Here is a 25,353-nt window from a genome sequence, read left to right on the forward strand (position 1 = left end):
CATGGCAAATATGCGCGCATTCATCTCCAGCCAGCCGATCATCCTGGTGCTCATTGTCCTCGTCGCGGTCTTCACGTTTGTTGCCGATGGCTTTGCCGACGCCGCCAATATCAGCAATGTGCTGAGACAGACATCGATGCTCGGTATCGTCGCGATCGGCATGAGCATCGTCGTCCTGACCGGTGGCATCGATCTTTCGGTGGGTGCGGTGGTGGCGCTGGCAACGGTTCTCGTCGCCGGCATCGCCAACACGCATCCGCCGATCCTGGGCATCAATCTCGCACTTATCGCCGGTGCGGCGGTAGGGTTCATCAACGGCATCCTGATCGCCGGCCTTCGCCTCCAGCCGATCATTGTGACGGTTTCGACAATGGCGATCGTGCGGGGCCTCGCCATGTGGCTGTCGGATTCGCGTCCCATTTTTGGCACGCTGCCAAAAGAGTTCTTTCAGCTTGCCGAAGGCTTGATCGCCGGCATTCCGGTGCCGGTCATCATTTTTGCCGCCCTCGCGGTCGCGACGATGCTTTTCTTGGGAAATACCCGGACCGGGCGTGCCATCTATCAGATCGGTGGCAACGAGGAGGCGGCGGTGCTCAGCGGCATCAAGGTGGGCGCCACCAAGGTGATTGCCTATACGCTCTGCGGCACGTTTGCGGCCGTTGCGGGCATCATCCTGACCGCCCGCATGCAATCGGGCGATGCGGTGCGGACCGGCATGGGCTGGGAACTCGACGCCATCGCTGCCGTTGCGGTCGGCGGCATCTCGCTGATGGGCGGCCGCGGCCATCTCGTCGGCGCCATCTGCGGCGTGCTGATCATCGGCTTCCTCGCCAATGCCTTCAACCTCATGGGCATCAACCCCTATTGGCAGCGCATCGTGATCGGCCTCGTGCTGGCCGTGGCGGTGGTTGCCTATAACGAGCGTATCCGCGCGTTCCTGCTCTCCCGGCGGCGCAGCCAACAGCTGGCCCAGGGCGTGCCGGCGCCCGCCGAATGATCCTATCGAATTCTTGAAACCAAACAGGTGTTTGCAATGTCTCATCGTCAATACGGGCTCTGGATCAACGGCGCGGTCGAGCGGCCCGCGGAAAACCGGACCTATGACCGACACTCTCCGGCCACCGGTGAACTGGTCGCGAGCGTTTGCCTCGCCACGCCGGAGGATGTCGGCCGGGCGGTCGCGTCCGCCAAGGCAGCGTTCAAGTCGGGCGTCTGGTCGAAAATGCCGGCGATCGAGCGCGGCAAGATCGTCCAGCGCTTTGCTGACCTGGTGATCGCCGAACTCGACCACCTCAGCGTCATCGAGGCAAACGAGGCGGGCAAGACAATGGCCGCCGCCCGCGGCGAGATCGAATGGTCGGTGGAACTCGCGCGCTTCGCCGCAACGCTGGCCTGGAACATCCCGGGCAGGGTGGTCAACCACGAGGGCGCCGAGAAGCTCGGCCTCGTGACCCATGAGGCACTGCCGGTCGTCGGCATGATCCTTCCCTGGAACTTCCCGACGGTCACGCTTTTCCAGAAGCTGCCCTATGCGCTGGTTGCCGGCTGCTCGGTGGTGATCAAGCCCTCGACCTTCACGCCGGGCACGACACTGGAATATGCCCGCATCGCCAAGGAGGCCGGAATTCCCGACGGCGTGATTTCCGTCCTGCCGGGCAATGGCGACGAAGTCGGCCGCACGCTTTGCCTCCATCCCGATATCGACATGATCTCCTTCACGGGCTCGACCAATGTCGGCAAGGAGATAGCCGGGCTCTGCGGGCAGACGCTCAAGAAGGTGGCGCTCGAACTCGGGGGCAAGGGCGCCAACATCGTCTTCGCCGACGCCGATCTCGACGCCGCCGTGGATGGCGCGCTCGCCGCCTTCACGATCAATCAGGGAGAGGAATGCTGCGCCGGCGCCCGCCTTCTCGTCGAGAAGTCGATTGCGGGCGATTTCGTCGAGCGCCTTGCCATCAAGGCTCGCGCCTTGAAGCTCGGCACGTCGAAGGATGCCGATGCGGATCTCGGCCCGATGATCCACGAGCAGCACCACGCCAAGGTGCTCTCCTATATCGAAATATCGAAACAGGAAGGCGCGACGCTCGTAACGGGCGGCGGCCGGCCCGCGGACCCAAAACTCGATGCGGGATATTTCGTCGAACCGACCATCTTCACCGGCATTAGGCCCGAAATGACCATCTTCAACGAAGAGGTCTTCGGCCCCGTTCTCGGGGTTACGACCTTCGAAAATGAGGCGGAGGCGATCACACTCGCCAATGCCACGCCCTATGGCCTGGCCAACGGGGTCTGGACGAAGGATCTCGATCGCGCCATGCATGTGTCCGCCGCGCTCGAAAGCGGCTTCGTCTATGTCAATTGTTATCTTGAAACCGTACCCCAGCTGCCCTTCGGTGGCGCCAAGGCAAGCGGGCTTGGACGCGAGAACGGGACGGAGGGCCTCCTGGAATTCATGCAGACCAAGTCGATCTTCATGCGCCTGCGCGCCACGCGCTGAGCGCCATCCGACCTCAAGGACATTATCAATGAAGCCAGTTCGTTTTGGTATCCTCTCGACCGCAAAGATCGCACGGGATTGGGTCATTCCCGCCATGAAGGCGGTGGACGAATGCGAGGTCGTTGCGATTTCCTCGCGCGATCCTGAGCGTGCGGCCTCCGTCGCATCCACGTTCGACATCCCGCACCACTATGCATCGCTCAGCGAGATGCTGCGCGACGATGCCGTCGAGGCCGTCTACATTCCCACGCCCAACAATTGCCATGTCGATGAAGCCATCGAGGCGCTGGAGGCTGGCCGGCATGTGCTCTGCGAAAAACCGCTCGGGCTCCATGCAAAACAGGCTGAACGTCTCCAGGCCGCCCAGCTGGCCACCGGCCTGCAGGTCTCCGAGGCCTTTATGGTGCGCTACCATCCGCGCTGGCTTGCAGCCCGCGATATCATCCGCAGTGGCAGGCTCGGCCGCGTCACGCAGATTCACGCCACCTACAGCGTCATGAACGACAATCCCGACGATATCCGCTTCCGGCCGGAATTGGGCGGCGGCGCGCTCGGCGATGTCGGGATCTATCCGGTCACGGCCGCACGCTTTCTCTTCGAAGACGAGCCGTTCGCTGCCACCGCCACCTTCGAAAAGGCTTCCTCCGACGGCGTCGACATCGCCGTAGCCGGCATGCTGGAATTTCCGGGTCACCGCAATCTCCTCTTTTCGGGCGCGCTGCTCCAGGCCTGGTCGCACTGGATCATGGTGACTGGTACCGAGGGATGGATGGAATTGCCGGTGTCTGTTTGGCCGTCCGCACAGCAGGAAACCGTCATCCGCCTGCGCGGCCGCGACGATCTCTATGACCAGAATGTGGAGACGATCCGTTTTCCGCCCGCCAACCAATATGAACATGAAGTGCGCACCTTCGCGCGGGCCGTGCGCGGCGAAATCGAACAGCCTTGGCCGATTTCGAACGCCGTGTCCGGAATGCGAGCGCTCGATGCGATAAAGCAGTCGGCAGCCATGGGCGCGCGAATCCGCATCGGTGGCTAGCTGAACACAATCACGGACAGTTTCACAATTCTGCGGATGTCGTAGTTGAACGGGAATAGGATATGGCGTTCCTGAAGAAGCCCCTTGGCGGATCGATTGCTGGCATTGCAGGGGATGCCAGAAATTTACATCCAGCGCCTTCTCGCTCTGGCCCGCATTCCGGTCACTGGCTTCAAGGCGATCTGGATCAAGCCCGCCATAGATGCCCTACATGCAGGTACGAAACACATCTACTGCCCCTACTGCAGGAACTGGTTGTATAGCCTGCCGAAAGATGCCCACAACTACGTTAACGTGCATCAGACACTGCTCGACGATATCGAATGATTTTCTCGGTTCGCGGATGTGCCTACCGCAGTGAAGGTGAGTTGGGCCTGCACGCCGGCCATACACAGTTTCGAGGGGTTCCCCGGCTCAGATCGTTCAAAAATTTCGTTGAAGAGTGCCGGTCTCGATAAGACCACGCGCCGCCATGCGGCCGTGGGTGCAGGTGTCTGCTGTACCTACGACGATACATGCACACCCGCCCGAGTTTTTCAGCCTGTCAGGACTTGTCTTGCGGAAGCCGGTTGGCGTCCCAGTAGGGTGGCAAGCGTGGGAGCGTTCGGGTAACTTCCCTGCTTGTGTTGCGCGGTACGGGCTCAGCGTTATGGCGATACCGCCGGCGGCAGGTCGCGCGCTGCAAGGCGCACTTCGAATTCTTCATTCGCCGGCGTGCTGCGGAGAATTGTCCGCTCGGAAATCTCGGCTAGAACACAGGCGATATCCCTGAAATCCAACGCGGTCAACGACGGGTTCGGGCCATCAAAGCGGCCTTCACTGGCGAGAATCTTCGCGGCTACCGCCGCCAAATCGTCCGTTATGGGCGGTCCAAGAGAACGTGCTTGTTGAATATCGGTCTGATTTGACCCATTTTTACATGCGGCGCTGCCCGAGTAACGCGGCACAAGGGCTTCTGTGAAAAAGAAGTTTTCTGGGTGAGCGCGGGTCAAGGTGAAACAAAAAATCGGGTTAATTTCAGATAATAATCAATAGATAGTCGAACAGATCGTGAAGGCTGCCAGTCACTCCCCCGCGAGGGACGAACCAATATTCGTTCGGCAGGGTGAAATCCCTATTGAATCGAAGTAAAGCACTTAGCAGATGTCACCAAGCGCGACGCTGTATCTCTTGTATTGGTAGAGGTTCCAGTAGCGATCTGCAGATCCCAGCTCACCAAGCCACACTACGATATCGCGTCCTTTGTCGCCGGCGCCGCCCTGCTGAATCTCGCTAACCCTGGGAACTTTCTGAGCGAGATATCTATCGGCGCACTCAAGGACAAAGCGTTCAAACTCTTCAGGGCTGAACGTACATAGTCGGCCGAGTGGATCCACGGGTAGGCCGAGCCAAACACCAAGGAGGCGTGCATTCGCATTCGGCCACTTAGAAGGCTTATCAATGGGTTTGAGATTTGGCTTAATGCGGATCCGACAGCAGAATGTTCAGCCGTAGGTAGCGATGTAGTGCGATTCTCCTGCACCACAAGCCAGTGGTTTCGCAGCAGCGGAAACAAGCCCGCTCCAGCGGCTACCAGCTCCTCTTTCGACACAGATCACGGCGTCGACCGGGTCGCCGATGGGTCTAGAATCCTTGATTTGCCAGCCTTGGAGGCTCACATCTGCCTCTGACGATTTCAAACAGATACTGTTTGCGACTACCGGGTCGACAGTTCACATCCCTTCAAGAGCACTAAAAGGATGCTTTCGGCTGTTCGATCGTCGATCGATCGTTTCCCCTTTTATTTCATCCCAGGCTACTAGTTGGACCTCTCAGCAAAAACCGTTCAGTTTAAGGATCCTATGCGCGTCGATCGATGCGCGAAGCTCGTCCTCGGAGAGGCGGTCTCCCTGGTTGGTGTCGGGATGGAGCATTTTGAGCCTTTCCTTATAACGGCTCTTGATTTCCTTTGGCGTCGCATCCGGCGAGAGTCCCAGGGTCTCGAAAGCCCTTGCTTCGAGGGCCTTGAGCTTCCGTTTCTGGAGATCGGCCTTTTGCGCCTGGCGTTGCGCAGCTGTCTTGCGCGCATTCAATGCTTTTGCCGAACCCGAGCGGGTGGTGGACGGCATCGGGATTTCGGTTGCCTGGTCGACTGCGGTCCCCCATGTCGGACGAGCCCCGGTTGTCGCTTCTCTCTGGTAGCGGGCGACGTCCGCGTGGGAAAGATCTGCCGTGAAATTGTACCCCTTGTTGTAGTCTTTCACATGCTCAAGACAGAACAGCAGATACAGGCCCTCGGCATCTCGCCCCACGGGTGCGCGGTGCGCGCCAATCTTTTCGCAACAGTCCCATTGGCATTTCGGGCCGGTGGAATTGCCGTGCGGAGAAGTTTTTTTGCGAGTGGACCGAAGGCCCACAAATATTTTCGAATCAAGCGTCATCGCGCCGGTATGGAGGCAGTGCGGGATCTTAGCAAGAATTAGCAGGATTTGCGGCCCGTGCCTCGCGCGCGCCGTGTCTCGACACTCCCCAGCACCAAAAAGAAAACCGCGTTAGCACTCTCCGCGCTTGATCGCTAAGAGTGCCTATCGGGATCGGGCATCGGGCCGTTTTCTCGCCAAAGAGTGTCGCGCCGACCAACGGTCTTGTCGAGCGCAAAGGGAAAGCCGCCCGCCTCGAAGAGAGACAAGCGGACAATCGAGACTTAGCAAATGAGAAATCAGCGCCAGGTGATCGAGACCGGCGCACCTTTGGCGAGTTTAACTGTAACTCTGTTCATCTTTCCGGAAGCGCTGGACGTCGCCCACCGGCCGCCGGTGCATACCAGCGTGTTGCCCTTCACCGAACATCCGGTGTGCGTCCCGCGAGTGGGAACAGAACCACGATATTTGTAGCTGCTGGTGATCGTCTTACCGTTGAAAGCAAGGCAAATGTCGGCGGTCGAACCAGAACGACCGATGCACGTCTTTCCGAACTTTACGGTTTCAGCGGCTGATGCCGGAATTGCAAATGTGGCAAAGGCTACCATTGCAGCAAAAATAGTACGTGTAAGCATTAGTGACTCCGTTAAAAACAATATTGCTACGCCCAGTAGATACTGGACGCGCTCGTCCCGCAACAAATTAGACGGTGCCACGTTTAACGTTATAGCATTAAGGTTATCGCGACCATCGATGCAACAAATGAGGCTCCTCGCCCCTGTTGGAGCGAGCATGCTAATGCCAAACGAAGGACATCTCAAAGCGCTCACCTTATATCGGCGGCAGAGATACTTTCTTACAATCGGAGATTCAACGCAAACGCAGAGGCTGCGTTTGCGTTTGCTTGTACAAAACAACGCAGACCGGCTGACTCAAAATTAAGCCGAGCGATTTGAAAGTGATTGGCTAAGCAACGCAATTCGGCGTCTGTCACACGAAATGACCCGCCGCGCGATTATCACGCTTTGTCGTGTTTATGTCTAGAAATTGATTTCCAGCCCGTCTTCGCAGAAATCGAACTTGGCAGGTTCGGATTCGGAGCCGTCCGCGTAACTTGCTTTGACCCATTGAGCGCAGCTTTCGCTATTTGTGCTTTGATCCCACACAAGGTTGGCAGTTGCGCCTGACTTGATACCGCTACCAATGTCAAAGTAGCCCCAATCCTTTTTGTTCTCAGAAACCAAGATTTCGGTGATCCCGGTATTGGTCGTGTTTGTTGCTGTAAAAGAGAACTCCGCGGCATAGGCGGAGGCGATGATTCCTGCATTTCCTACGATACTGAAGGCGAGAGCAACAAAACCCAAGCGTGCGCTATTCAAATTCATGTTTGGCCCCTAGATTAAATGTGTGTTCAACGATGTTGGTCTTGCACTTTCAGGCAGGGAAGTCGATGGACATAACTGGTCCAGATTCCTCTAATCTTTGGTAATGTTAACGGCCGGGCTCTGAGCCGATTACTTCCCAGTATGGACGGCCAGTGCTCGGCGGTGTGGCGATGGTAATGTAGCGTGGCCTCTCGTGTAAAAGACCGCGCATCGTGCCCTCAGGTGAGCAGCGGCACACTCAGAATTCATCTCGGATCCAACTGACATACCTCACCTAATCCGCCGCGCCGCGCTGTCGGTTGCAGGTCCTGCGGGCGAGCGCTACATCGTCGAAGCGGTGGGGCGATGTCACCTTAAATTATGCGACTTTCGAATGCAGAATCGAAATCGACGCGCAGCAATTTTCCATCGGTGCCAGCCATAGGTTCGGTCAAAAACTCTGCGCGCATTATCAACTCAGCATCCATCCACCGGTCCGTCCAATGTAAGCGTCATGGTCTTTTGCTGCATCGGGGACGTCGACATCAAGTGCACCCAGGAACGTGCGGATATTGGAAGCAATGAGATCGGCGAACGGCTTGTGTTCACCTCTCCCAAGGCGGTCCAGATGCCCGGCAAGTCTGTGTGCGACATCGCTGGCGAATTTCCTGAAGAGGCGCTGGCGTGAGGCAGCGCTCGAAATACCCAGACTATTGAGGAACAGATCGACATCGCCTGCACCCAGATCTTTGGGAGTTGTAGCCTCCCCAATCTTGTAAGCTAGGACCTGTTGACAAAGTGGATTCCCAAATCAGTAGAAGCATGATTCAAAACTGTCTTTTAGGAGGCGGTTTTGGCGCGCGGCGATCTGACGGATACGGAATGGCGGGTCATCGAGGGGCTGTTGCCTACCGAACGCGGCAGGAAGTCCCGGCCGTCGCACGATAATCGGCAGTATCTGAACGGTATGCTGCATGTTCTTCGGGTCGGCTGCCCCTGGCGTGACATGCATGAGCGCTATGGAAAGTGGAACTCCGTCTATGTCCGCTTTCGCCGCTGGGCCGAACAGGGTGTGTGGGACGCCCTCTCGGCTTCGTCCTGACAGGTGGCGAGGCTTCGGACTACAATGCCGTTCCGGACCTGCTGTCGATACCAGTCGGCAAACCGAGACTGTTCCTTGCCGACAAAGGATATGACGGTGATTTGCTACGCGAGGAACTCCTGATCCATGGGATCAGGCCGGTCATTCCGCCGAAGGCCAACCGGAAGAACCCGCCTGCCTGCGACTTCCGGGCATACAAGGATCGAAACCGCATCGAGCGAATGTTCAACCGCCTCAAGCACTTCCGTCGCGTTGCGACCCGATACGATAAGACACGAAAATCCTTCTCGGCATTCCTCGCCCTGGCTGCCGCAAAGATATGGCTGCCATACTTTGTCAACAGGACCTAAGGTGAAGAGCCGGAACTTTCATCGGGCTCCGTCGTGATGACAACGGTATTTTGCGACTAAGAAGCCTTCCACACGCGGGCGCGACCCATTGCCTTTCAACGGCTCCTGCTCAAGGCTTCTCTCAGTTGGACGCCATAGGTCCGTTCAATACGAGCAAAGCCGAACACATCTTTTTCCGCACCTTCTTCAAGGGTGTAGGCCTGAAACTCATTCATCAGAAGTGTTTCGCCTTCCGGGCCATCGAAATTGTAGGTGTCGGCCAAAAAGACGCGTATCTTATCGCGATCATCAGGGATGACATTTTCGTTCCAGAACTTTGTCACAACGCTTCTATAAGCCGGGCTTAGGTAATAGCGCGCATGAAGTATCTCGTGCGTCACATTGCTCATGAAGCCTTCACCCCGCGCCTCTACTGCAAGGATCGCGAAATCCGTGACCTGGCGTTCGTGCAGTGGTTTTATGACCTTCTCGAACAACTCCTTTTCGAGAGGGGAGACGCAAAGCTCCGGGTCTCCTGCACACTTTTCAGCACTCTTGGCGTAGAATGCGTTGATAAACTCCGCAACGGTGTCATGCCCGACATAGTGAGCCTGATCCGATTCCATAAACCTCGCATTTTTCGCGGATATGAGCTGGCCGCGGGGAGACGCTTCCTTAAAGAAAGACGCCCGTGCCATCAAGCGCGTCAGCAATTCGCTGGTCTGCGTGAGGCAGAGAAAGGCGTTGGCAATATCTGCAAGCTCCCGGCACTCGACATCACCCGACGATGCATCGCTCCAGGATTTGATTTCAGCCGTCTCGATAGGCTCAAGGATCGAAATATGAGATTCCAGAGCGGCTAAAGACGGTGTAGCGCTCATCGACACCAAGAGTGCCAGCAAGATTGATTTCATGACTGCGTCCCGCTCATTATGGTCGTCTGCGCACTGGCACGGATATTCGATTACGAGCTGCGTCCAAAGGCAAGGGACAAGACAGTGCGCATTGTGCTGGAGTTCGGCGAAGCACGAAGTACGGCGTCGTTCCATAAGTCAACGTTGTGCCACGACGCGGTTCTTTTTCAGATGCTTGAGCTATCTGCTCAACGGTCACGGATCGATCCTTTAAAGACCTAACTATCATACCGTTGCGGGCCGGGCCAAGAGGGCGAGAGCTCTCGGGCTCTTGCTTTGCATGGCGCCCGTGCGCGCTTTTAATCACCGGTCGTTCAACGAAGCAATCCGTCCGCGTCGAAATCCTCCCAACCCGGGAGGCCCGATGCGGGATCGCCTGTGCCATTGTCCGCCTTTTTCGACCGCTTGCTTTTCTTCGACGGCCGCGCCAGATAGGTGGCATTCCTCTTCTCCGCCCTCGCTTCGGCATCTTCCACCCGCCACTCATCGACAGCGCCACGATTGAGGAGCTCGTCCACCACTGACGGTTCGAAAACATGGAAGGTGATCTGGCGGGCCCGCCCGGCCAGCCTGACTGTCCTCGTCCCTGCGCTAGGTAGGCGCCCGTCCGCAAGCCAGCGATGCCGCTCGCTGGTCTTCATGCCGAGAATGTCTTGAATTTCGCGCGGGATGACAGGTAGGAATGGCGCATCATCCAGCGTTTGCGTGACCACAGACACCGCGGCGTTAAAAGCGGATCTTTCATCGGTCGGCATCGCGAGAACAAGATCCACTCCTTCGAGCGAGATCGCTTTCTTCGAGATAGCGGGCAGACGCGCTTGTACCTCCTGCAGGATACCCTTTGCGCGAACGGATGACCCCATCGTGGCATCGGGCGTTAGGGTCCACCTTCTCATCAACTCGACGTCGTTCTTTTCAGATTTTGGCATGTCGCCTAGATGGTGCGCCCGACATTAATGGTCAATGCACTGCCGAGCGGCCGCCGGTCGATCGTTTTCACATGTCACTGTGGAAATACCCGGCACAGGAGGGGCCATCTTCGAATTCGTATCGCTCATAAACCGTTGCCGAGGCGACGCGTTTTATGCCGTTGATACGGATGGAGGGACTCGGTCCGGCGCTGTCGATCTTGGCCAACCCCAAACCGACATTGCGATCTATGAGTCGCCGTCGCGTGAATATGCCTATGTCGTCCTCAACGAGGTGGTTGCTATCGTTCGTGAGACGGCTCTGCCTCGCCGACGCTCTTACCAGATGCTCGCCGCGCCCGGATCGCCGCGGCGATGAAGACGCGGGAAAGTCCGTGATAGAGCGGCTCGCGCGAGAGGATGCGCGATGTGAGGTAGCCGATCATCGAGACGGCCATCAGCGGGATGGCGGCTTCGTGGTCGCCGGTCATTTCGAGGATGATGACGAAGGCGGTCATGGGGGCCTGGACGACGCCGGCGAAATATCCTGCCATGCCGAGAATTGCCGCGAGCGTGAGACTGGTGCCGAGAAGCGAGCCGACGGTGCTGCCCAGTCCGCGCCAACGGCCAGCGACGGTGCAAAGATGCCGCCGGGAATGCCTGAAAGCATGGAGAGAAAACCGGCGGCGAATTTTTCCAGGAAGAAGAGCAGCGGAAGAGCCTCGCCTTGTACGGCGCCTCGTGCCTGTTCGTAGCCGGTTCCGAAGGTCTTGCCGCCGGAGACGACGCCGATGGTGGCGACAGCGATCCCGCAAAACACGGCAAGCATCACCATGCGTTTCAGCGGCGCCGGCTGCGCCCACCGGCGGATGCGCTGCCCGAAATGCAGTGCCATGCCACTGAAGGCCGCGCCCAACGCCCCGCCGCCAACACCGCAAATGAGCACGAGGCTCCAGTCCTGCAGCGTGCCCGGGGCCGCGGAAGCGGACCCGAAATAGTGATAGCTGCCGGAAAGCCCGAGCGCGGCGAGGCCGGACAGGATGACCGCGACGAGAACGAGGCCGTTCGCGCGCGCCTCGTAGGTGCGGCTCATTTCCTCGATGGCAAAGACGATGCCGGCAAGCGGCGTATTGAAGGCGGCGGCGATGCCGGCGGCCGAGCCCGCAAGGATCAAACCTCTCGCCTGCGCCATGCCGCCGAACCGGGCGACGGCCAGCATGATCGAAGCCCCCACCTGCACGGTCGGCCCCTCGCGGCCGATGGAGGCGCCGGAAAAGAGGCCGAGCACGGTCAGGAGAATCTTGCCGAAGGCGATGCGCAATGACAGCAGTTTTCCGCGATCCTCGTCATCCTTCAGGTGTCGGGCGGCGATTGCCTGCGGTATCCCGCTGCCCTGCGCGTTGGGGAAGAAGCGCATCGACAGATAGGCCGACAGCGCGAAGGCGAGTGGCGTCAGCAGCATCGGCAGCAGGAACGTCCAGTAGCCCGCCGTCGTGAGGCGCGTGAAAGCGTGCTGGGCGAAGTCGGCGAGTTTCGCAAAGCCGACACTGATCACGCCGGTCGCCAAGGCCCCGCACCAGAAGACGAGGCGCGGGCGCCAAAGGGAGAGAGAGCCCCGGAAAACCCGGGAACGCCGGAGCAGCTTCGATTTGCGGTAGAGGTCGGCCATCGTGTGGTTTTCAGCTTGTGTCTGTATCCGGCGGCTGTTCGGCGCATGGAATGTCAGATGGGCATGCCGTCTTTTTTGCACGAGTTTCGCCGCTTTGACATCACTTACTTCGAGCGGCGGGCTCTTTCGATTGCCCGGCGCGCCGGGGTGGCTTCGTCGAATGCAGGGTCTTACTTCGCTTCCAGCGGGCCTTTGCCCTGGCCGTCGATAAGCCAGGCGATGCTGATCTGGAGGATGCGCGCAAGCATGTCGAGACGGTTGGCGCGAGGTTCGGAGCGGTCGTTTTCCCAATTGGTCCACGTTTCGGTCGTCACGCCGACCACGCTGGAAATCTGCTCGACCGTCATGCCCATCGCGTCGCGTGCCAGCGAAATTCGGCCGCCGATCGTGTCGTCTCTAAGCCCGGCGGGCGCGGCGGGCATCAGGGTGTCTTCAGGATAGTCATGCATGGAAAGGTCCTTCCTGTTCATGATGAGTGCTCTGCGGGGCTGGCGCCCCACGGAGCTGGATTGGGTATCAAAACGCTGGCGTCAGCCTTCTTCCTTGCCGAGCCATGCCTTGACCTGGTCGGGATGGTCCGTGATGTATTTCTCGACGGCCTTTTCGTAGGAGGTCTCCTGGGCGTCGAACATTGCGGCCTCGAGATCGCCGATCGGCAGCTTCATGCGTGACAGGAAGCCGGCCACCTCCGGATTGTCTTCCTCGAAATCCTTGCGGGCGAGCACATCGACATGTTCGGCGTCGCCAAGCGCGCCCTTGGGGTCGGCGATGTAGCGCAGCTCGTATTTGCCGAACATCCAATGGGGGCTCCAGGAGGTTGCGACGAACCATTCTTCCTTGCGGATCGCCCGATCGACCGTCGTCAGCATACCGGCCTCGCTGGAAATCTGCAGCTTGTAGCCGTCAAGGCCGTAGTCCGTGACGGCCTTTTCCGACAGGCGCGTCAGGCCGGCCCCGGGATCGATGCCCTCGACGCGTCCCTTGAGCTTGGCCTTCACATCATCTTTCTTGAGGTCCTCGATCGAAGCGATCGCATCCTCTGGCACGTATTTGGGGACCACCCAGCCGAGCTTCGCGCCGTCATAGACGGTGCCGAGCGTCGTCACCTTGTCCTTCACCTTGGCGAAGTAGTCGGCGTGCGTGGCGGGCAGCCAGGCCATCATCATGGCATCGAGGTCGCCGCGGCTCACGCCCTGGTAGAGGGGGGCCACGTCGGTCTGCACCAGTTCAACCTCCTGGCCGAGTTCGTCCTTGATGAGCTTTGCGGCAAGCTTGGTCACGAATTCGGCATCGGACCAGGCGGCCCAGCCGATCTTCACCGGCGCCTTTTCTTCGGCGAAAGCCGTGCCGAAAGCAGCGGTGGCGAGGCCTGCGGTGAGGCTCATGGTAACGAGTGTCTTGAACATGTTTGCTCCTTTGAAGGTTCGCATTCGGCGGCGCGGGCGCCGCCATTTTTCAGCGCGAGCCGGACGTTCTCAGGCCGTGGCCGGGGAGTTCGCCTGCGGTTGCGCTGTCCGGCGGAAGAGGGTGCGCCAGATGCCGGCGCGCTCCTTTCCGAGGCTCTGCGTGATCCGGTCGAGGATCACGGCAAGGATGACGACGGCGATGCCGCCTTCGAAGCCGGTGCCGACATCGAGGCGCTGGATGCCGGTGAGTACCGTGTTTCCGATGCCGCCGGCGCCGATCATCGAGGCGATGACCACCATGGACAGCGACAGCATGATCGTCTGGTTGATGCCGGCCATGATCGAGGGCATGGCGTTCGGCAGTTGCACCTTGAACAGGAGCTGCGAGGAGGTGCAGCCGAACGCGTTGCCGGCTTCGACGAATTCCACATGCACCTGGCGGATGCCGAGATTGGTGAGGCGCACCACGGGCGGCATGGAGAAGATGACGGTCGCGATGGTTCCCGGCACGGCGCCGAGCCCGAAGAACATGGCCGCGGGGATCAGGTAGACGAAGGCCGGCATGGTCTGCATGAGGTCGAGCACCGGGCGTACGATTGCCGCGGCCCGGTTGCTGCGCGCCATGGCAATGCCGAGCGGGAGGCCGATCGCCATGGCGATCAGCGTCGAGGCGATCACCAGTGAAAGCGACTCCATCATCGCCTGCCACAGGCCCATATGGCCGACCAGCCAGAGCGAAAGGCCGGTGAACACGGCAAAGCCGAAACTGACGCGCCACAGCGACAGCAACACGAAGATTGCAAGGCCGACGGGTAGCGGCGTCGCGAGAAGCAGGTTCTGGATTCCGTCCGTCACGGTGCCGATCATCAGGGCAATGGTGTCCAGCAACGGGCTGAAATTGTCGAGGATGTAATTGACGACGCTGTCGACGCCGTCTCCGATATCGAAAGTCATGGAAAAATCTCCGGGCTGGCGGATCAGGCGGTGCGGTCGAGCGTTTCGAGAAGCACGGATTTGCTGATGGAGCCGAGATAGCGGTTGCTGTCGTCGACGACCGGGACCGGCCAGGCGCTGGAGGCGACCTTGCCCAGCACGTTGGACAGGCTTTCGGCGGCCGGGATCGGCTCGATGTCCGGCAGAAACGCCCGCTTGTACGGGTCGCTCGCGTCCTTGCCGGCGGTTTCGATCAGCGACGCGCGGCTGACCATGCCGTGGTAGGTCTTGTCGCGACCGAGGATGATCGCGACCTCCCGGTCGAAATGCTTCATGCGTTCGAGCGCGGCCGCAGCGGACACGCCCTGGCGCTCAATGATCGTCACCTGCGTCTTGCGCGCGACGTCACCGGCGCGGAAGACCTGCGAGACGTCGACATTGCGAAAGAAGGATCGAACATAGTCGTTTGCCGGCTTGAGCACGATCTCGTCGGGCGTGCCGACCTGAACGACTTCGCCGTTCTGCATGATGCAGATGCGGTCGCCGATGCGCATGGCCTCGTCCAGGTCGTGGCTGACAAAGATGATGGTGCGGCTGTGCTCGGCCTGGAGACGCACCAGCTCGTCCTGCATCTCCGTGCGGATGAGGGGGTCGAGCGCCGAAAAGGCCTCGTCCATCAACAATACCGCCGGCTCGGCGGCGAGCGCGCGGGCAAGGCCGACGCGCTGTTTCATGCCGCCGGAAAGCTGGTCGGTCCGGCTGTCGTCATGGCCTTCGAGGCCGACGGCCTTCAGGGCGGCGCGGGCGCGCTGCTTGCGCTCGGCCTCACTGACGCCGGCGACTTCCAGGCCGAAGGCGGCATTGTCGAGAACGGAGCGATTGGGCAGCAGCGCGAAGGACTGGAAGACCATGCTGATCTGGTGGCGCCGGAGTGCGATCAGTTCGCTGCGTGAAATCCGAGTGACATCGCGCCCGTCGATCTCGATCGTTCCCGAGGTCGGCTCGATCAACCGGTTGATAAGGCGCAACATGGTTGATTTGCCGGACCCGGACAGGCCCATGATGACGAAGATTTCGCCGGCGCGGATATCGAAGCTGGCGTCGTTGACGCCGATCGTGCATCCGGTCGCGGCGTGGATTTCCTGCTTGGTCTTGCCCGCATTGAGAAGGTTGAGGGCCTGTTCCGGACGTACGCCAAAAACCTTGAAGACATTCCTGATGCTGATCTTGACCGGTCGTTCGTCGCCCGGAAGGTCGCGCTCAGTTGCAAAAGCCATATTGTGTCGGGCCCGGCTCCGGAAGCGAGGCACTCTCCTTTGTTTGATGTATGCTGGTTCGAGCGACCTATAAGCGAGATCTGTTACAAATCGATGTCGCAAATGAAACACTGTCGCAACAAGGACATTATTTGGCACATTGCTGCCGCAATGTCTACCGTAGTGGAAGAAATTTCTACCGAATGGTAAAAATTGCCATTCCGTTAAAACAATTTGGCGTTACGTGCGGCGAGCGTGCCGGGTGATTTTTCGTCCGGGAAGCCCGGCGTTTCCATGGGAGTAGATCGACCGCGGCTATGATGCGGGCGACGCTGTCCGGCGTCGTATTGTTGACGAAACCGGTGTTGGCTGCGACAACGCCCCCATGCAGACACCGATCAATATCGACCCGGATTATCTCAGGGCTCGGCTGGAAGCACTGCTCGCCATCCCGAGCCCCACTGGTTTTACCGACGAAGCCGTACGCCACACAGCGCGCGAACTGGAGCGCCTCGGGCTGGAGGTCAAGCTGACACGGCGCGGCGCAATCCGTGCGCGTCGTCCTGGCGCTGCGGAGCGGCCGGCCCGTGGCATCGTCTCGCATCTCGATACGCTGGGTGCGCAAGTGAAGGCGCTGAAAGACAACGGCCGGCTCGAACTCGTGTCGATCGGCCATTGGTCGGCGCGGTTTGCCGAAGGCGCGCGCGCCTGGATCTTTTCCGGCAAGGGGATTTATCGCGGCTCCATCCTGCCGCTGAAGGCGTCGGGCCACACCTTCAACGAGGAGGTCGACACGCAACCGTCGGGCTGGCGGCATATCGAGTTGCGTATCGACGCGCTTGCGCGTGACCGGAAGGACATCGTGCAGCTCGGCATCGACATCGGCGATATCGTCGCCATCGATCCGCAGCCGGAATTTCTCGACAACGGTTTCATCGTTTCCCGCCATCTCGACGACAAGGCGGGGGTGGCGATCATGCTCGCAGCACTCGAGGCCATGCAGCGGGAGGCCATTGAAACGCCGGTCGATACCTATTGGCTTTTCACGATCGGCGAGGAGGTCGGCGTCGGTGCATCGGCGGCTCTGGTGCCGGATATCGCCTCGCTGGTCGCCATCGACAACGGCACGACCGCACCGGGCCAGAATTCCGACGAGTTCGGCGTAACGCTCGCCATGGCGGACCAGACCGGCCCGTTCGACTATCACCTGTCGAAAAAGCTCTATGAGCTGTGCGGCGAGCACGGCATCCGCGTCCAGAAGGACGTCTTTCGCTATTATCGCTCCGACGCCGCTTCCGCCGTGGAAGCCGGGCATGACGTGCGCACCGCGCTCCTGGCCTTCGGCGTCGATGCCTCGCACGGCTATGAGCGCATCCATCTCCATGCCCTGATGTCGGTTGCAAAGCTGGTGGTGCACTATGCTGCGAGCGAGGTGCAGATCGAGCGCGACGCCGAGGAAGTCTCGGGCCTGCGCGGCTTCACCCGCCAGAAAGTCGAGCGCGCCGAGCAGGATCTCAGTGCGGACGAGCCCGGCGGGTCCTGATCAGTTTTCCGCGGAGCGCGAGAGGCGCGTCAATCCACGGTTTCGGAATTTAATCATGATAAATTATTGCACCGAGTGTATTTGTAGTTATAAATAGCAGCTCACGAACGATGCCAAATCGAAAGGATCTTCCCCATGAAGAGGCTGTTTCGGAGCGCCCTTGCGGCTGCTGCCCTTGCCTGCGCCGCGCTTGCCACGGGGCCGGCCGCCGCACAGACACCACCCAATGTTTTGGTCGTCGGCCAGATCGCCGAGCCCCAGTCTCTCGATCCGCACACGGTTACCGCGACCAACGATTTCCGGATCCTCGTCAACATCTATGACGGCCTCGTGCGCTTCAAGGACAGCACGCTGGAGGTCGAGCCGGCGCTTGCCGAAAGCTGGGACATTTCCGACGACGGCAAGACCTACACGTTCAAGCTTCGCCAGGGCGTGAAGTTCCATGACGGTTCGGATTTCAATGCGGAGGCGGTGAAGTTCAACTTCGACCGCATGCTGAAGAAAGACCACCCCTTCTACAACACCGGGCCATTCCCGCTGTCGTTCAACTTCGCTTCGGTCGAATCCGTCGACGTGATCGATGCGCAGACCGTCGAGTTCAAGCTGAGCGAGCCCTTCGCACCGTTCCTTTCCAATCTGGCCTATCCGACGGGTTTGATCGTCTCGCCTGCCGCGGTTGATCAGCATGGCAAGGACTATGGTCGCAGCCCCTCGGGCACCGGGCCGTTCAAGTTCGTCGAGTGGCTGTCGAGCCAGCGCGTCGTCATCGACCGCAACCCAGATTACTGGGATGGTGCGGCGAGCCTCGAGGCCGTCGTGTTCCGGCCGATCACGGATGCCAATACGCGCGTCGCGGAGATGATGGCCGGTGGCATCGACGTCATGGTGGAGGTCCCGCCGGACAATCTCGCGACCTTCAAGCAGGACGCCAATTTCGCCGTTGCGGAACAGGCCGGCCCGCATGTCTGGTTCGGCATTCTCAACACCAAGACCGGCCCCTTCGCCGACAAGCGTGTGCGCCAGGCGGCCAACTATGCCGTGAACAAGGAAACGCTCGTCGACGACGTCCTGCAGGGCACCGCGACGGTGGCGGCCGGCCCGATTCCGCCGGCCTTCAACTGGGTGGAAAGTGCTGTCGAGCCTTATGCCTACGATCCCGAAAAGGCCAAGGCGCTGCTGGCCGAGGCGGGTGTCGAAAATCCGCAGCTGACCTTCTACGTCACCGAGGGCGGTTCCGGCATGCTCGATCCGATCACCATGGGCGCAGCGATCCAGGCGGACCTTCAGGCCGTCGGGTTCACGGTGAAGATCGAGACCTACGAGTGGAACACCTTCCTCGGCCGTGTCAATCCCGGTCTCGAGGGCAAGGCGGACATGGCCGAAATGGCGTGGATGACCAACGATCCGGACACGGTGCCCTACCTGACGCTGCGCACGGACGCGATGCCGGACAAGGGCGGCTTCAACTCGGGCTATTACTCGAACCCGAAGGTGGACGAGCTTCTGCAACAGGCACGCGTATCGACGGATCAGGCCGAGCGCGGCAAGCTCTACGGCGAGGTGCAGGCGATCGTGCATGACGATGCGCCCTGGCTCTTCGTTGCCAACTGGAAGCAGAATGCGGTCACCACCGCGGCCGTACAGGGCTTCAAGCTGCAACCCTCCTTCCTGCTCAATCTCCATGGCGTGACAAAGCAGTAGTCCTCGTCTGTAAAGCCACTGCCGGCAGAAATGCCGGCAGTGCCGCGGATGTCCCGGAGGTCCCATGTCGGCCTATATCCTGAAACGGCTGATCGCCGTCGTGCCCGTGCTGTTCGGCCTTTCCGTCATCGTCTTTCTGGTGATGGCGCTGATCCCGGGCGATACCGCCACGGCCATTCTTGGCGCTTATGCCACGCCGGAAAACGTCGAGCGCATCAACCGCGACCTCGGTCTCGACAAGCCCTTGGTGCAGCAATATCTGATCTGGATCGGCAACGTCCTTCATGGCGATTTCGGCCGGTCCTTCGCCCTCAACCGCCCCGTGCTCGACGAAGTGCTGGAGCGTTTTCAGGCAACGCTCGTGCTGGCTGGCGTGTCGCTCGTGCTGTGTTCCGTAATCGGCCTGCTCGCGGGCGTGGTTTCGGCGGTGCGGCAGTTCGGCTGGGTGGACCGGGCGATCACATTCTTCGTGCTCGCCGGCATCTCCATGCCGTCCTTCTGGCTCGGGCTCCTGCTTATCTATCTGTTCGCCGTGCACTGGCGCATTCTGCCGGCGTCCGGCATGTATGCGGTCTATGGCGGCGGGGATCTCAAGGACCTCCTGATCCACCTGATCCTGCCGGCAACCACGCTGGCGGTCGTTGCCGCCGGGGTTATCGCCCGGCTGACGCGTGGCGCCATGCTGGAGGTGCTGCGGCAAGACTATGTGCGCACGGCGCGTGCCAAGGGCCTGCCTGAACGGCGCGTGATCTACGGCCATGCCTTCCGCGCGGCGCTTGTCAGCATCATTCCCGTCATCGGCATCCAGGCCGGCTTCGTGCTGGGCGGTGCCGTCTATATCGAGACGGTGTTCCAGTGGCCGGGCATCGGCGCCATGCTGGTGAAGGCGATCTCGACCCGCGACATCCTTCTGGTGCAGGGCGGCGTCCTCGTGGTCGCAGCGAGTTACGTCCTGTTCAATCTCGTCGCCGACGTGTTTCAGTCCATGCTCGATCCGAGGATCCGCACATGAGCGCGCTTGCCGAAGCGCCGGCGTCGAAAGCGCCCCGGCGGATCACCTCCTGGCACCTGCTGCTCAACAATCGTCTGGCGACGGCAGGGCTGGTGCTGCTCGGCCTGATCGCCCTCATGATCCTGCTGGTGCCGATCCTGCCGCTGCCCGATCCCGACGCCACGGCGCCGGCCGACCGGCTGAAACCCCTGCTGACGGCCGGCCACCTGCTCGGCACGGACCAGCTCGGCCGGGACATCCTGAGCCGCTTGCTCTGGGGTACGCGCATATCCATCGCGGTCGGTTTTGCCGCAACCCTGATAGCCGCCCTCATCGGTTCGGCAATCGGCATCGTGGCGGGCTATGCGGGCGGGCGCACCGACAATGCGATGATGCGCGGCATCGATATGCTCATGGCCTTTCCTTATATCCTGCTGGCGCTGGCGATCGTCGCGGCGCTTGGTCCGGGCCTGATGAACGCGCTTTATGCAATCGCCGTCGTCAACATCCCCTTCTTCGCCCGCAACGTGCGCGGTGTGACGCTCGGCTACGTACACCGCGAATTCGTCGATGCGGCGCGGCTTTCCGGCAAGGGCAACCTGTCGATCATCCTCACCGAGGTGTTGCCCAACGTCCTGCCGGTGATCGTCATCACCATGTCGACGACGGCGGGCTGGATGATACTCGAGACGGCGGGCCTCAGCTTCCTCGGCCTCGGCGCGCAGCCGCCGCAGGCCGATCTCGGCTCCATGTTGGGCGAGGGGCGGGCACAGCTGTTCACTGCGCCGCATGTCTCCATCGTTCCGGGCGTGATGATCTTCTTCATCGTCATCAGCCTGAACGTTCTCGGCGACGGCGTCCGCGACGTGCTCGACCCGCGCCTACGCTCGGGTGCGCTTGCGCGGCCGGGGCCGGTGACCGAAGTCGCAAGCGGCCGCGCCATGCCGGCAAATGCCGTAGCGGATGCTGCTCTTTCGATTGCGAGCCTCGAAACCGGCTTCCGGCGCGGCGGCGCGGTCGTGCCGGCGGTGTGCGGTGTCTCGCTGCATGTGAAGCCGGGCGAATGCCTCGGCCTCATCGGCGAAAGCGGCTCGGGCAAGAGCGTCACGGCGCTGTCCGTCATGGGGCTGGTGGCGTCTCCGCCGGGGCTGATCTGCAACGGGGCGGTCTATCTCGGAAACGAGGACGTGCTGGCGATGCCCGAGACGCGCCTGATCGCCAGCCGTGGCAGCCGCGTTGCATATGTCTTCCAGGACCCGCTGACGACGTTGCACCCGATGTATCCGGTCGGGCGGCAGGTGGAGGAGGCCATCGCCGCGCACCAGTCGATCGGTGCTGCGGCGTGCCGGGAAAGGGCAGTTGCCCTTCTGGACAAGGTTGGCATCCCGGAGGCGCGGGAGCGGGCAAAACACTATCCGCACCAGCTTTCGGGCGGCCAGCGCCAGCGTGTAGGCATTGCCATGGCGCTTGCCAACGACCCGGACGTGATCGTCGCAGACGAGCCGACGACGGCCCTCGATGTCACCGTGCAAGCCCGCATCCTCGAACTCCTGCGCGATTTGCAGCGCGAGCGCGGCATGGCCCTGCTGTTCATCACCCACGATTTCGGCGTCGTCTCGGAAATCTGCGACCGGGTGGCGGTGATGAAGGACGGCGAGATCGTCGAGACGGGTGAAACCCGCGCGGTGCTTGCCAATCCGCAGCATGCCTATACCAAGCGACTGATCGCCTGCGTGCCCGAACTCGGCACGGGGGAGCGTTTCCTGGAGCGTGTCGCCGGGCTCTTCGCGGGCAGCAAGGAGCAGGCATCATGACCGTATCCGCCATTCAGATCCGCAACCTTTCCAAGACGTTCGGCGGCGGCAGGAGCCTGCTCGGCAAGGCGCGCCATGAGGTCAGGGCCGTGAAATCCGTCTCGCTCGATGTTGCGAGCGGCGAGACGCTTGCCGTCGTCGGCGAAAGCGGCTCCGGCAAGAGCACGCTCGCCCGAATGCTTGTCGGCCTTGAAGCGCCCACCGCCGGCAGCCTGATGATCGGCGGAAAGGATGCGGGCGCATTGCGGCGCGAGGGGCCGCGCGCCTTCGGCAAGATGATTCAGTACGTCTTTCAGGATCCGGTCGCCTCGCTCAATCCGCGCAAGACGATCCGCGATATCCTCGACACGCCGCTCAAACTCCTGTGCGGCTACGAGGCGGCGAGGCGTACCGCGCGGATGAGGGAATTGCTCGACGCAGTGCAGATGCCGGAAGATACGCTCACCCGGTATCCGCACGAGTTTTCCGGCGGTCAGGCGCAGCGCATCGCGATTGCCCGGGCACTGGCGGCGGAAGCCGAAATCATCGTACTCGACGAACCGGTCAGCGCGCTCGACGTCTCCGTGCAGGCGCAAGTCCTGTTGCTGCTGCGCGACCTGAAGGTGCGCTTCGGTCTATCTTATCTCTTCATCAGTCATGACCTCGCCGTCGTCGAGGCGATCTCCGACCGTGTCGCCGTCATGTATTTCGGCGAGGTGGTCGAGACGGCGCCCGCGGCGCGTCTCTTTGCCAATCCCGGGCACGCCTATACACAACGGCTTGTCGCGAGCGCGCCTCGCATCAGAAGAGAGTGACGGGCATGCCAGGCATCAGGGAAAAACGCAGTACGATCGGCGAAGATGGCAAACGCCTCTTCACGCCCGCCGGCAAGACGAAGCGGCGGCCGGAGGCGATTGCCGACCGGATGAAAGATTATATCCGCTCGGAAGGCCTCGCCCCCGGCGACCGCCTGCCGCAGGAGCGCGAACTGATCGATCGGTTCAAGGCGGCCAAGGGCACCGTGCGGGAGGCCATGAAGACGCTGGAGACGCAAGGCATGGTCTTTACGCGCAGTGGCCCAGGTGGCGGCGCGTTCGTTGCCGCGCCCTCCGCCCAGCACGCCATGGAGTTGCTGTCGACCCACTTCTTCTTCGACCAGCCGAGCCTGTCCGACATCTATGCCATCCGTAAGGCGCTGGAGCCCGAAATAGCGGCCCTGCTTGCGGGCCGGGTGACGGCCGAGCAACTCGCTTTGCTGGAAAATACGATCCGCATCTACGATCATCCGCCGCGCGATCCCGATGAGCAGTATCGCCAGCGCGTGGCAGAACTCGACTTCCACTCGCAACTCGCACAGATCTGCCCCAACCCGTTGCTCGGGTTCCTCTGCGGGCTGATGCACAACCTGTTACGCGAGTTGCCGTTGGCGCGACGGATCTATGCCGATCCGGCGTCCAGCTCCCGTGAGGAAGGGCTGTCCTTCCAGTATCGCCTGATGGCCGCGTTGAAGGACGGGAGGACGGACGATGCGCGCCGCATCGCCGCCGAGCATATGGCATTCGCTGAGGACTATATGCTGGCGCGTGCAAAGACGATCGGGGGATGAAGCCAGCTCCGGAAGGGAACATCGTGCCGCGTCGGACATTGGGTTTTCATACGACGTCAGGGCCGTGGAGCTTTTCACGGCCCTGACGTCGCATTTTGTACCAACAATGGAGGTTTTGACCCAGTATATGTGTGGAATTTGCGGAGAAGTCAGGTTCGATGGCGGGTCACCGTCGGTTTCAGCGGTCTCGATCATGGCGGACGTTCTCGCGCCTCGCGGGCCGGATGGATCGGGTGTCGTGGTTCGAGGGAATGTGGGACTCGGACACAGGCGATTGCGCATCCTCGACCTGTCCGACAAGTCGCAGCAGCCAATGGTCGATCCCGACCTCGGCTTGTCGATGGTCTTCAACGGCTGCATCTACAATTTTCGTGAACTCAGGTCGGACCTCGAAGCCAAGGGCTATCGGTTCTTCTCCGACGGCGATACCGAAGTCATCCTAAAGGCATGGCATGCCTGGGGCGAAGACTGCGTTTCGCGCTTCCACGGCATGTTCGCCTTTGTCATTCATGAACGCGACAGCGGCCGCGTCATCATGGCTCGCGACCGCTTCGGCATCAAGCCGCTCTATGTCGCGGAAGTTGCGGGGGCCTTGCGCTTTGCGTCCAGCCTGCCGGCGATCGTGAAGGCAGGTGGTGTCGACACGTCGATCGACAAGGTGGCCCTGCACAACTATATGACCTTCCATGCAGTCGTGCCGCCGCCGCGCACCATCCTGAACGGCGTGCGCAAACTACCCCCCGCGACGATCCGCATCTTTGGACGCGATGGCAGTTTCGAGGATCGCCGCTACTGGGATCCACCATACCGGCGCCAGCCCGCCGATGCCGCGATCCGGCGTGAGGACTGGCAGGGCCAGCTTCTCGAAGCCCTTCGCCTCGCCGTCAAGCGTCGCATGATCGCCGACGTGCCCGTTGGCGTACTGCTTTCCGGCGGGGTCGATTCCAGTCTGATCGTCGGTCTGCTCGCGGAAGCGGGCCAACATAATCTTATGAGCTTTTCCGTCGGCTTTGAGGAGGCCAACGGCGAGAAGGGCGATGAGTTTGTCTATTCGGATCTCATCGCCGAACATTTCGGCACAGATCACCACAAGATTTTCGTGCCTTCATCTGACCTGATGGGGGCGTTGCCTGGCACGATAGCGGCAATGTCTGAGCCCATGGTGTCATACGATAATGTCGGATTCTACCTGCTCTCCAAGGAGGTCTCGAAGCACATCAAGGTGGTGCAGTCCGGCCAGGGTGCGGACGAGGTTTTTGGCGGCTATCACTGGTATCCGCCTCTGGTCGACTCCAACGATGTCGTCGCCGATTACGGCAAGGCATTCCGCGATAGATCGGATGACGTTCTGCGAACACAGTTGTCGGAAGCGTGGATCGCGGATCACGATGCCAGCGGCGCATTGCTCAGAGAGCATCTGCTGCGAGACGGCGCCGATACGCCCGTCGACCAGGCGCTCCGTCTCGACAGCAATGTCATGCTGGTCGACGACCCCGTGAAGCGCGTCGACAACATGACCATGGCCTGGGGGCTGGAAGCCCGCGTGCCGTTCCTCGACCATGAGCTGGTGGAGCTTGCCGCGCGCATTCCGCCGGAAGAGAAGCTGCGCGACGGCGGCAAGGGCATCCTCAAGGACGTGGCCCGCAAGGTCGTTCCAAGCGAGGTGATCGATCGCAAGAAGGGCTACTTCCCGGTTCCGCAGCTCAAATATATCGCCGGTCCCTATCTCGACATGATCCGCGACACGCTGCATTCGCAGAAGGCGCGCGAGCGCGGCTTCTTCCGCGAGGACTATCTCGACCGTCTGCTCCTCAAGCCGTCGGACCACATCACGCCGCTTCGCGGCTCCGAACTCTGGCAGGTCGGGCTGCTGGAAATGTGGCTCCAGGCCCAGGGGGTTTGA

Annotated in this window: 21 protein-coding genes and 2 pseudogenes; 12 read left to right on the plus strand and 11 right to left on the minus strand. The window is 60.9% G+C overall.

Translation table 11 applies throughout. The features are described from left to right. The first annotated feature begins 1 nt into the window (after position 1). From AC1Q6Z_RS26005 to AC1Q6Z_RS26020, 4 genes are all read left to right on the plus strand, one after another. A complete protein-coding gene (locus AC1Q6Z_RS26005) occupies positions 2–997 on the plus strand; it encodes an ABC transporter permease (RefSeq protein WP_492649782.1) in 996 nt (331 codons plus the stop codon). A 36-nt stretch (positions 998–1,033) separates the two neighbouring features. Then, positions 1,034–2,497 carry an aldehyde dehydrogenase family protein gene (locus tag AC1Q6Z_RS26010; RefSeq protein ID WP_492649783.1) on the plus strand — a complete coding sequence of 488 codons (1,464 nt, stop codon included), beginning with the start codon at positions 1,034–1,036 and terminating at the stop codon, positions 2,495–2,497. A 28-nt stretch (positions 2,498–2,525) separates the two neighbouring features. Continuing rightward, on the plus strand, positions 2,526–3,536 hold the full coding sequence (locus AC1Q6Z_RS26015) for a Gfo/Idh/MocA family protein (RefSeq protein WP_492649784.1): 1,011 nt from the start codon (positions 2,526–2,528) through the stop codon (positions 3,534–3,536). Between the two features lie 84 nt (positions 3,537–3,620). Beyond that, positions 3,621–3,863, plus strand: coding sequence for a hypothetical protein (locus AC1Q6Z_RS26020; RefSeq protein ID WP_492649785.1), 243 nt, complete (start codon positions 3,621–3,623; stop codon positions 3,861–3,863). A 320-nt stretch (positions 3,864–4,183) separates the two neighbouring features. Here AC1Q6Z_RS26020 and AC1Q6Z_RS26025 read toward each other — a convergent pair whose 3' ends face one another. The 4 genes from AC1Q6Z_RS26025 to AC1Q6Z_RS26040 form a co-directional block, all read right to left on the minus strand. Continuing rightward, a complete protein-coding gene (locus tag AC1Q6Z_RS26025) occupies positions 4,184–4,528 on the minus strand; it encodes a hypothetical protein (protein WP_492649786.1) in 345 nt (114 codons plus the stop codon). Between the two features lie 819 nt (positions 4,529–5,347). After that, on the minus strand, positions 5,348–5,956 hold the full coding sequence (locus AC1Q6Z_RS26030) for a J domain-containing protein (protein ID WP_492649787.1): 609 nt from the start codon (positions 5,954–5,956) through the stop codon (positions 5,348–5,350). A 278-nt stretch (positions 5,957–6,234) separates the two neighbouring features. Next, a complete protein-coding gene (locus AC1Q6Z_RS26035; RefSeq protein ID WP_492649788.1) occupies positions 6,235–6,570 on the minus strand; it encodes a hypothetical protein in 336 nt (111 codons plus the stop codon). Between the two features lie 405 nt (positions 6,571–6,975). Next, positions 6,976–7,320 (minus strand): hypothetical protein, encoded by a 345-nt coding sequence (locus AC1Q6Z_RS26040; protein ID WP_492649789.1) that lies wholly within the window; start codon positions 7,318–7,320, stop codon positions 6,976–6,978. Positions 7,321–8,152: 832 nt separating this feature from the next. Between AC1Q6Z_RS26040 and AC1Q6Z_RS26045 the strand changes: the two are divergent. Continuing rightward, positions 8,153–8,751: pseudogene (locus AC1Q6Z_RS26045) on the plus strand (IS5 family transposase). A gap of 95 nt (positions 8,752–8,846) precedes the next feature. Here the strand turns inward: AC1Q6Z_RS26045 and AC1Q6Z_RS26050 are convergent. From AC1Q6Z_RS26050 to proV, 7 genes and pseudogenes are all read right to left on the minus strand, one after another. Continuing rightward, complete coding sequence (locus tag AC1Q6Z_RS26050) at positions 8,847–9,644, minus strand: hypothetical protein (RefSeq protein WP_492649790.1); 798 nt, start codon at positions 9,642–9,644, stop codon at positions 8,847–8,849. A 314-nt stretch (positions 9,645–9,958) separates the two neighbouring features. Then, the gene (locus AC1Q6Z_RS26055; protein WP_435269153.1) at positions 9,959–10,573 is read right to left on the minus strand and encodes a hypothetical protein; all 615 of its coding nucleotides are present in this window, start codon (positions 10,571–10,573) and stop codon (positions 9,959–9,961) included. A gap of 281 nt (positions 10,574–10,854) precedes the next feature. Continuing rightward, a pseudogene (locus AC1Q6Z_RS26060) lies at positions 10,855–12,221 on the minus strand (chloride channel protein). 170 nt (positions 12,222–12,391) lie between these two features. Continuing rightward, on the minus strand, positions 12,392–12,691 hold the full coding sequence (locus tag AC1Q6Z_RS26065) for a helix-turn-helix domain-containing protein (protein WP_435269151.1): 300 nt from the start codon (positions 12,689–12,691) through the stop codon (positions 12,392–12,394). 60 nt (positions 12,692–12,751) lie between these two features. Continuing rightward, positions 12,752–13,627, minus strand: a complete 876-nt coding sequence (locus tag AC1Q6Z_RS26070; RefSeq protein ID WP_492649791.1) for a glycine betaine ABC transporter substrate-binding protein — start codon at positions 13,625–13,627, stop codon at positions 12,752–12,754. 69 nt (positions 13,628–13,696) lie between these two features. Next, positions 13,697–14,581 (minus strand): ABC transporter permease, encoded by an 885-nt coding sequence (locus tag AC1Q6Z_RS26075; protein WP_439617343.1) that lies wholly within the window; start codon positions 14,579–14,581, stop codon positions 13,697–13,699. Positions 14,582–14,604: 23 nt separating this feature from the next. After that, positions 14,605–15,837 (minus strand): glycine betaine/L-proline ABC transporter ATP-binding protein ProV, encoded by a 1,233-nt coding sequence (gene proV / locus AC1Q6Z_RS26080; protein WP_492649792.1) that lies wholly within the window; start codon positions 15,835–15,837, stop codon positions 14,605–14,607. Between the two features lie 364 nt (positions 15,838–16,201). On the opposite strand from proV, the gene AC1Q6Z_RS26085 reads away from it, so the two are divergent. From AC1Q6Z_RS26085 to AC1Q6Z_RS26115, 7 genes are all read left to right on the plus strand, one after another. Then, positions 16,202–17,359, plus strand: a complete 1,158-nt coding sequence (locus AC1Q6Z_RS26085) for an osmoprotectant NAGGN system M42 family peptidase (protein WP_492649793.1) — start codon at positions 16,202–16,204, stop codon at positions 17,357–17,359. A gap of 135 nt (positions 17,360–17,494) precedes the next feature. Further along, positions 17,495–19,060, plus strand: a complete 1,566-nt coding sequence (locus AC1Q6Z_RS26090) for an ABC transporter substrate-binding protein (RefSeq protein WP_492649794.1) — start codon at positions 17,495–17,497, stop codon at positions 19,058–19,060. Between the two features lie 64 nt (positions 19,061–19,124). Next, entirely contained in the window at positions 19,125–20,072 is a 948-nt protein-coding gene (locus tag AC1Q6Z_RS26095; protein ID WP_492649795.1) for an ABC transporter permease, read from the plus strand. Continuing rightward, positions 20,069–21,865 (plus strand): ABC transporter permease subunit, encoded by a 1,797-nt coding sequence (locus AC1Q6Z_RS26100; RefSeq protein ID WP_492649796.1) that lies wholly within the window; start codon positions 20,069–20,071, stop codon positions 21,863–21,865. Before AC1Q6Z_RS26095 ends, AC1Q6Z_RS26100 begins: the two co-directional genes overlap by 4 nt. Next, the gene (locus AC1Q6Z_RS26105) at positions 21,862–22,659 is read left to right on the plus strand and encodes an ATP-binding cassette domain-containing protein (RefSeq protein WP_492649797.1); all 798 of its coding nucleotides are present in this window, start codon (positions 21,862–21,864) and stop codon (positions 22,657–22,659) included. The genes AC1Q6Z_RS26100 and AC1Q6Z_RS26105 overlap by 4 nt, the downstream gene beginning before the upstream one ends. A 5-nt stretch (positions 22,660–22,664) precedes the next feature. Beyond that, positions 22,665–23,450 carry a FadR/GntR family transcriptional regulator gene (locus AC1Q6Z_RS26110; protein WP_492649798.1) on the plus strand — a complete coding sequence of 262 codons (786 nt, stop codon included), beginning with the start codon at positions 22,665–22,667 and terminating at the stop codon, positions 23,448–23,450. 127 nt (positions 23,451–23,577) lie between these two features. Beyond that, a complete protein-coding gene (locus tag AC1Q6Z_RS26115; RefSeq protein WP_492649799.1) occupies positions 23,578–25,353 on the plus strand; it encodes an N-acetylglutaminylglutamine amidotransferase in 1,776 nt (591 codons plus the stop codon).

It is taken from the genome of Shinella sp. GW835-FHT14H05 (assembly GCF_058793575.1).

What these genes read in the sequence shown, in the direction of transcription:
- AC1Q6Z_RS26070 (WP_492649791.1), bottom strand. Translation starts at nt 13,627, where the DNA reads ATGTTCAAGACACTCGTTACCATGAGCCTCACCGCAGGCCTCGCCACC.
- AC1Q6Z_RS26005 (WP_492649782.1), top strand. Translation starts at nt 2, where the DNA reads ATGGCAAATATGCGCGCATTCATCTCCAGCCAGCCGATCATCCTGGTG.
- AC1Q6Z_RS26040 (WP_492649789.1), bottom strand. Translation starts at nt 7,320, where the DNA reads ATGAATTTGAATAGCGCACGCTTGGGTTTTGTTGCTCTCGCCTTCAGT.
- AC1Q6Z_RS26100 (WP_492649796.1), top strand. Translation starts at nt 20,069, where the DNA reads ATGAGCGCGCTTGCCGAAGCGCCGGCGTCGAAAGCGCCCCGGCGGATC.
- AC1Q6Z_RS26035 (WP_492649788.1), bottom strand. Translation starts at nt 6,570, where the DNA reads ATGCTTACACGTACTATTTTTGCTGCAATGGTAGCCTTTGCCACATTT.
- AC1Q6Z_RS26090 (WP_492649794.1), top strand. Translation starts at nt 17,495, where the DNA reads ATGAAGAGGCTGTTTCGGAGCGCCCTTGCGGCTGCTGCCCTTGCCTGC.
- AC1Q6Z_RS26010 (WP_492649783.1), top strand. Translation starts at nt 1,034, where the DNA reads ATGTCTCATCGTCAATACGGGCTCTGGATCAACGGCGCGGTCGAGCGG.
- AC1Q6Z_RS26015 (WP_492649784.1), top strand. Translation starts at nt 2,526, where the DNA reads ATGAAGCCAGTTCGTTTTGGTATCCTCTCGACCGCAAAGATCGCACGG.
- AC1Q6Z_RS26075 (WP_439617343.1), bottom strand. Translation starts at nt 14,581, where the DNA reads ATGACTTTCGATATCGGAGACGGCGTCGACAGCGTCGTCAATTACATC.
- proV (WP_492649792.1), bottom strand. Translation starts at nt 15,837, where the DNA reads ATGGCTTTTGCAACTGAGCGCGACCTTCCGGGCGACGAACGACCGGTC.
- AC1Q6Z_RS26115 (WP_492649799.1), top strand. Translation starts at nt 23,578, where the DNA reads ATGTGTGGAATTTGCGGAGAAGTCAGGTTCGATGGCGGGTCACCGTCG.
- AC1Q6Z_RS26110 (WP_492649798.1), top strand. Translation starts at nt 22,665, where the DNA reads ATGCCAGGCATCAGGGAAAAACGCAGTACGATCGGCGAAGATGGCAAA.
- AC1Q6Z_RS26095 (WP_492649795.1), top strand. Translation starts at nt 19,125, where the DNA reads ATGTCGGCCTATATCCTGAAACGGCTGATCGCCGTCGTGCCCGTGCTG.
- AC1Q6Z_RS26030 (WP_492649787.1), bottom strand. Translation starts at nt 5,956, where the DNA reads ATGACGCTTGATTCGAAAATATTTGTGGGCCTTCGGTCCACTCGCAAA.
- AC1Q6Z_RS26065 (WP_435269151.1), bottom strand. Translation starts at nt 12,691, where the DNA reads ATGAACAGGAAGGACCTTTCCATGCATGACTATCCTGAAGACACCCTG.
- AC1Q6Z_RS26055 (WP_435269153.1), bottom strand. Translation starts at nt 10,573, where the DNA reads ATGCCAAAATCTGAAAAGAACGACGTCGAGTTGATGAGAAGGTGGACC.
- AC1Q6Z_RS26050 (WP_492649790.1), bottom strand. Translation starts at nt 9,644, where the DNA reads ATGAAATCAATCTTGCTGGCACTCTTGGTGTCGATGAGCGCTACACCG.
- AC1Q6Z_RS26105 (WP_492649797.1), top strand. Translation starts at nt 21,862, where the DNA reads ATGACCGTATCCGCCATTCAGATCCGCAACCTTTCCAAGACGTTCGGC.
- AC1Q6Z_RS26085 (WP_492649793.1), top strand. Translation starts at nt 16,202, where the DNA reads ATGCAGACACCGATCAATATCGACCCGGATTATCTCAGGGCTCGGCTG.